The organism is Bifidobacterium rousetti (assembly GCF_008698235.1).
Lineage (GTDB): Bacteria > Actinomycetota > Actinomycetes > Actinomycetales > Bifidobacteriaceae > Bifidobacterium > Bifidobacterium rousetti.
The window spans coordinates 1-6,208 of the sequence record NZ_PEBH01000024.1; the positions used below are offsets into that span (position 1 = coordinate 1).

The 6,208-nt window shown below is 66.5% G+C and carries 12 protein-coding genes; all 12 read left to right on the forward strand.

From position 1 onward, the window contains the following. The first annotated feature begins 126 nt into the window (after positions 1 to 126). On the forward strand, positions 127 to 612 hold the full coding sequence (locus CSQ85_RS13245) for a hypothetical protein (RefSeq protein ID WP_190973051.1): 486 nt from the start codon (positions 127 to 129) through the stop codon (positions 610 to 612). A gap of 71 nt (positions 613 to 683) precedes the next feature. Then, entirely contained in the window at positions 684 to 1,094 is a 411-nt protein-coding gene (locus tag CSQ85_RS12805; RefSeq protein WP_190973052.1) for a DUF3846 domain-containing protein, read from the forward strand. Between the two features lie 481 nt (positions 1,095 to 1,575). Beyond that, a complete protein-coding gene (locus CSQ85_RS12810) occupies positions 1,576 to 1,848 on the forward strand; it encodes a hypothetical protein (RefSeq protein ID WP_150384340.1) in 273 nt (90 codons plus the stop codon). Then, positions 1,845 to 2,114 carry a hypothetical protein gene (locus CSQ85_RS12815; RefSeq protein ID WP_150384341.1) on the forward strand — a complete coding sequence of 90 codons (270 nt, stop codon included), beginning with the start codon at positions 1,845 to 1,847 and terminating at the stop codon, positions 2,112 to 2,114. Before CSQ85_RS12810 ends, CSQ85_RS12815 begins: the two co-directional genes overlap by 4 nt. Beyond that, positions 2,111 to 2,677: a hypothetical protein gene (locus CSQ85_RS12820; RefSeq protein WP_150384342.1), complete on the forward strand. Its 567-nt coding sequence runs from the start codon at positions 2,111 to 2,113 to the stop codon at positions 2,675 to 2,677. The genes CSQ85_RS12815 and CSQ85_RS12820 overlap by 4 nt, the downstream gene beginning before the upstream one ends. After that, entirely contained in the window at positions 2,674 to 2,940 is a 267-nt protein-coding gene (locus CSQ85_RS12825) for a hypothetical protein (RefSeq protein ID WP_150384343.1), read from the forward strand. Before CSQ85_RS12820 ends, CSQ85_RS12825 begins: the two co-directional genes overlap by 4 nt. Continuing rightward, positions 2,937 to 3,266 (forward strand): hypothetical protein, encoded by a 330-nt coding sequence (locus CSQ85_RS12830; protein ID WP_150384344.1) that lies wholly within the window; start codon positions 2,937 to 2,939, stop codon positions 3,264 to 3,266. The genes CSQ85_RS12825 and CSQ85_RS12830 overlap by 4 nt, the downstream gene beginning before the upstream one ends. Before the next feature lie 65 nt (positions 3,267 to 3,331). Next, positions 3,332 to 3,727: a hypothetical protein gene (locus tag CSQ85_RS12835; RefSeq protein WP_150384345.1), complete on the forward strand. Its 396-nt coding sequence runs from the start codon at positions 3,332 to 3,334 to the stop codon at positions 3,725 to 3,727. Positions 3,728 to 3,739: 12 nt separating this feature from the next. Further along, positions 3,740 to 4,309 carry a hypothetical protein gene (locus CSQ85_RS12840; protein WP_150384346.1) on the forward strand — a complete coding sequence of 190 codons (570 nt, stop codon included), beginning with the start codon at positions 3,740 to 3,742 and terminating at the stop codon, positions 4,307 to 4,309. Between the two features lie 467 nt (positions 4,310 to 4,776). Further along, entirely contained in the window at positions 4,777 to 5,016 is a 240-nt protein-coding gene (locus CSQ85_RS12845) for a hypothetical protein (protein ID WP_150384347.1), read from the forward strand. A gap of 68 nt (positions 5,017 to 5,084) precedes the next feature. Beyond that, the gene (locus CSQ85_RS12850; protein ID WP_150384348.1) at positions 5,085 to 5,480 is read left to right on the forward strand and encodes a hypothetical protein; all 396 of its coding nucleotides are present in this window, start codon (positions 5,085 to 5,087) and stop codon (positions 5,478 to 5,480) included. Between the two features lie 29 nt (positions 5,481 to 5,509). Beyond that, positions 5,510 to 6,103 (forward strand): hypothetical protein, encoded by a 594-nt coding sequence (locus CSQ85_RS13250; RefSeq protein WP_190973053.1) that lies wholly within the window; start codon positions 5,510 to 5,512, stop codon positions 6,101 to 6,103. Positions 6,104 to 6,208 lie beyond the last annotated feature (105 nt).

Here is a 6,208-nt window from a genome sequence, read left to right on the forward strand (position 1 = left end):
CACACGACCCCAAGGGGTCGGGGTGTCGCTTATGACGGAACCCGCTTACCGCGGGATGCGCTTTCGCTGCCCGAAGAAGGCAAAAAACAAAATCGGCATTTCTCTAGACAAGTCAAGGAGCACATCATGACCAGCACCCTTCACATCGACACGACCCGCCTCTACAAGGCGGTCAACGCCACGCCCGTCGACGCCGCCACCATCGTCGACGCCATCGAACACGACATCCACGCCCGCGACGCCATCATCCAGCTGACCGTCAACCCCACCATGACCGCCGCCGAGTTCGCGGAAACCGTCGAACACCCTCACGACCCCGACGTGATCGAACAGGTCGAACACACGTTCACCACCGTGATCGGCCACCCCGAACGATTCGACACGGACCGCGCCACACGCATCGCCCACGCCATCAGCCAACAGGGCCGACTCCGGGAGAACGCGCAGGACTACGCCGCCGCCGCGTTCCTCGAATGGCTCGCCGGCGACGACCACCACGCCGTGATCCACGCCCTCACCGCCCTCAACATCGACGAACACACCACCCTCGCCGGCCTCGTCCTGCAAGCCCTCCGCGTCCACACGCGCGACAGGGCGGCGGCACGCGACTGACCAAACCGACCAACCGGGGTGGCCCACCCCATACGGGACGGGCCACCCCCGAACACAAAGGAACACACATCATGACCAGCACGATCACCGCCCTCATCATCCGCCCCGGCCACACCCCCCAACTGACCCGCATCCCCAACACCCTCGAAGCCAAACAGCGGATCGTCGAAGGCCCCATCGAACACCTCACCATCGGACAGGACGTGTCCTGCTACGTCAACGAGGAAGGCAAGACACGCGGACTCACCCCCAACCGCGCGTTGCGCTACATGGAGGACAACCAGCACGGGCACGCCGGCGACATCGCCGACATCATCCACGGCACGTTCCTCATCACCGGAAACGACCCCACCACCGGACGGGACACCAGCCTCACTCCCGTACAGGCATGCGAATACGAACACCGCTTCCACCAACCCGAAGCCCCCTACCGCACCCCATCCGGCCACACCGGCATGACCCCCATCCACGAAACCCACTAACCCCAGGGCGGGCAAGACCCGCCCTCGCCCAAGGGGCTCCGACGGGGCCCCGGGCGGGCCGGGGGCGCGATTGCCCCCGGCACCCCCAGGCCGGACCGGCGTCCGGCGGGGGACAACGGACGCGGCCCACGCCCTTGCGTGTCGCAGCCGCCGGGCCGACGCGATTCTCCCGCCCCTACCGGGGCGTCCGAATCTATCGCGTCGCCCCTTTGGCCGCGAACACGCCCGAGACGGGCGGGGCCGCGACTTGATTGTCCCCTTCACCGCCCTCCGGGCGGTTCGGGGAAGTGTTTCGCCTTCTTCGGCGGCAGGCATCCTACCCGAGTCGCGGAACCCGTCAACGCGCCACACACGACCCGTTGGGATCGGTGTGTCGCTTATGACGGAACCCGCTTGGTCGGGTAACGCATGCGCTGCCCGAAGAGGGCGAAAAAACAGTCAGGCCCTGCTGCCAAGGGCCGCATAGGAAAGGACCAGCATCATGCCCATGTACGCGTTCACCGTCACCGCCAGCCAGACGGCCGTCATCGGCGTCCAAGCCGACAACGAAACCGAAGCCAACCGCCTGTTCAAGGAGGCGTGGAACGACTGGAAGTTCCGCCACACCGCCGCCGACCTTACCGACGACCCCGTAACCAGCTACGTCGAATGGACCGCCGAACACGGCGAATACAATTCCGACGACGTCGACGCCGACCTCACCCAGGACGCCCACGACGCCACCGACCGCATCGGAAAGGAGCACACGCGATGAACCGGTACGTGATCTACGTGGACGTCACCCGCACCGCCGCCATCGCCATCCAGGCCGACAGTGAAACCGAGGCCATGCGCCTGTTCGGCAAGGCGTGGAACGACGACACGTTCCAGACCCGCTGCATCAAGGAATCCGACCACTACGAAGACCCCGCCGTCGACTGGATGTTCGGCGACACCGCGCAGGAAGGCCGATACGACGCCGACCTCACCCAGGAAGCCCACAAGGCCATCGACCGCATTGGCAAGGAGGGGAAGCGATGAACATGTACGCCTACGACATCACCACCCCAAGGCACCTCGTCGTCGGCATCCAGGCCGACAACGAAACCGAAGCCGACCGCCTGTTCAAACAGGCGTGGTGGGACAGCGGGTTCCGCCACGAGTGCAGGAACCGGATGAACGCGCTGCAGCAGCCGGACACCGAATGGGAGCCATGCGGATGGGTCGGCCTCGGCCCGACCAACCCCCGGACACCCACCGGCACACCCACCGGCGGCTCCTGCGTCGACATCGACCTCACCCGGGAAGCCCGCGAGGCCGCCGACCACGCCACACAGCCACGGACACCAGACACATACGCGTTCGCCGTCACCGTCACACGCACCGTCATCATCGGCATCACCGCCGACAACGACCTCGACGCCGAACAACGCTTCCAGGAAGCGTGGAACGACCCCCACACCCACCTGAAGGAGAAGGCGACCCTACTGGCCGAAAAACAGGAACCGGACGCCGACTGGGAGCCGCAAGGCAAAACCAGACCCGACGACACGGACCACGATCTCACCAACCTCACCAACACCATGAAGGAGCACACACGATGACCACGTACGCGTTCACCATCACCGCCATGCAGAAGGCCGTCATCGGCGTCCAGGCAAACAACAAGGAGGAAGCCAGGCGCCTGTTCAAGGAAGCGTGGAACGACTGGATGTTCCGCGACACCGCCGGAAACCTCACCGAGGACCAGCCCAGCTGCATCGAATGGACCGACGGACACAACGAATACAATCCTGGCGGCATCGACGCCGATCTCACCGAGGAGGCCCATGAGGCCATCGACCGCATCAAGGAGGCCACGCGATGACCGCCGCGACCACGGGGGAGCGGCTGCGCCTCAGGTTCCGGCTCGCGGACGGCGAATGGGACGTGTTCCACCGGGGCGACGACGGACACGCGGGCAGCGGGGAACACCCCGCCCTCTACCTCATCCACCGGCCCCGCAAACCCATCCGGGGACTCGCCGCCGACTGGCTCGACGGCATCGAGATCACCCCGGACGGTACGGAAGGGGAGTCGTTCAGCACCTGCGAACCGTTCATGCGACAGGCCGTCGACCCCGCCACGCCCGGCCACGACACGGTCGTGCCCTACCAGCAGGCCCTCACCATCCTCACCCGCCACCACCAGTAACCATCTCATCCACGAGACCAAGGTCCGGCCCCGCCCAGCGCGGGACCGGACCGGAAAGGAACACCATGCCGCAATCCGAAGCCATCGCCGGCCGCGACGTGATCGACGACCTGAACACGCTACTCACCACGATCATCAACCTGACCGACAGGATCGACGCGCTCACCGACATCGCCCGCGACATCGCCGTCGAACACACGATCGTCAAACCCCTGTACACACAGATCGCCGCCACGTCCCTCGACACGATCCACAAGCTGAACGCCAACACCAACACCAGTGTCCGCAACCTGCGTCCCTGGCTCACGGTGCTGCGCGACAGCCCCACGACACCGGACACGACCCCCGGATACACGCCCCTCACGATCACCTACACCGACCAGGACCACCGGCCATGCTCGCCCAGCGCCGCCGTCCATACCCACATCCACCGTCCCGAATCCGACACGAACCGCGACTGAAAGGAACACACTATGGCACACGACACAACGACCGCCCTCGAAACACTGACCGGCATCCTCGACCGGATTGACGACATGAACAGGACCATCGGTGTTCTCGCCGACAAGGCCAGAGCGGTCCTCGCCGACGCCTACGGGCCGGACCACGCCGACCGGCTCACCGACGCCATCCGAGGCGCCACCGGCGACCAGTTCCTCGCCATCACCGAATTACGCGGCCGCGTCAAATGGGAGATCGACCACGCGGTCCCGCAAGCCGACGACAGGCATGACACGGGGGAGCGGCCGCGTACGACGAGAACATACCCGATCGAAGTCACCCACACGTACATCAACGTCGTCGGCATCCGCACCGACAGCCCCAGGCAGGCCCTCGACGTGTTCAACCAGGCCATGCAGGACAGCGAGTTCCACGACAGGGTTGAATCCCTGTTCACCATCGGACAGGAACCATGGGAGGACAGCCAACCCGGCGACCCCGACGACATCGACAACATCGACAGCTACCTCGACGCCGACCTCACCCAGGACGCCCACAAGGCCATCCAACGCCGCGCACACCGGCGCCACCACACCCACTGACCCCACACGAACCAGACCCACCGCCACGCGAGGCGCGGCGACGGGGCCCCGGGCGGGCCGGGGGCTCACGCCGCCCCCGGCACCCCCAGGCCGGACTGGCGTCCGGCGGGAGGAAACGGACGCGGCCCCAAGCCCTTGCGTGTCGCGTCCGGCGGTGCGACGCGATCACCCGCCCCGTTGGGGCGGCCGATCCTATCGCGTCGCCCCTTTGGCCGCGAGCACGCCCGAGACGGGCGGGGCCGCGCCTCATCATTCCCCTTCACCGCCTGCGGCGGTTCGGGGGAGTGTTTTGCCTTCTTCGGCGGCGCTCATCGTACCCGCGCCGCGGAACCCGTCAACGCCCCCACACGACCGGAGGTCGGTGGGTTCTTATGACGGAACCCGCTTGACCGCGGGATGCGCTTTCGCTGCCCGAAGAGGGCAAAAAACACAATCGGCATTTTTCAAGACAAGTCAAGGAGCACACCATGTGGAACGTCATCAACACACTGCTGCAAATGGAGGTCGACGGCGAAACCGTCAGCGGGGGACTCCTCCTCATCGCGCTCACACTGGCGCCGTTCGGCCTCGCCGCCATCGTCGACATGATCCGCCACCCCGAGGAATACCGGCACACCGCCAGGCACGCCGCCAACACCGAGATGCCGCCCACCTACGACAGCCCCGCACGCCGCGCCCGGGTCCTCGAACGCCGAGGCCGCAACTGAACCCGAAAACCAATCGGGCCGGCCCCCTTCACGGGGCCGGCCCCGCAAATCCGGAAAGGAACACCACCATGAACAGCGCATACCGCGAATACCTCACCGGCATGGCCGACCGGTTCGCCACCAGCCCGGCCGAACATCTCACCCTCCTGCGGTTCATCGACCGGCTCGACCACCACACGCAGGCCACGGACACCGCCACATCCATCGAACCCGACGCGTACGCGTACGCGACCGCCGCCGGCCTCCACGTGATCGGCCTGCTCGACGAGGGCCTGCTCGCCGCCCACTGCGTCGACCCCGCCAAAATCCCCGCCGACACCATGCCCGACCTGCTCGAGCAATGGGCCGAGGAAACCAACGAGCTCATGTGCGACGGCGAAACCCTCGACATCGCCCTCGACCGCGCGCTCAACGCCTACAAGGACCAGCTTCCCGAGACCATCACCCCCGACGACGAGGACTGAAACCCCGCCGCGACGAAAGGAACCAGACCATGACCATCACCATCTGGAGCGACGGCACCGGGAACCTCGACGCGATCCTCGCCGACGCCAAAACCGAAGCCATCAACCACCTGCACGACGACGAGGACACCAGCGGCGACTGGCTTGTCGACGACATCCTCGACAAGGCCCATGCCGCCGGCGGCGACCCCGAAACCGTCATCCGCGACCTCACCATCGACGACGTGCCCGTCGACGAATACAACATGGAAGACCTCAGTGACGAACAGGCCAACCTCGACGCCATCCCGCTCGAACGCGACGTGGCCGTCCTCGGCACCGCCGGACTCTGGGACGGACCGCACACCATGACCACCCGCACCGGATTCGACACCATCGGCGACATCCTGCGCGACCTCCCATGGTCCGACATGGACGAGAACACGTGGACCATCGACGACCACGACGACCTGCGCTACACCGGCGTCCACCACGACGGCGTCAACACCTGCATCTACCGGCAGATCAAACCCCACACGCGCATGCCCGCCGACCCCGACCCCGACACCATCCACACCCTCACCGACCCGCTCGGCCCGCTCATCCGCCACCTGTACGGCATCCCCGACCCCACCAGCCGATAAACCCCGGAACCTCCAGGACACGGGGGAGGACCCGCCGCCACGCGAGACGCGGCGACGGGGCCCCGGGCGGGCCGGGGGCTCACACCGCCCCCGGCACCCCCAGGC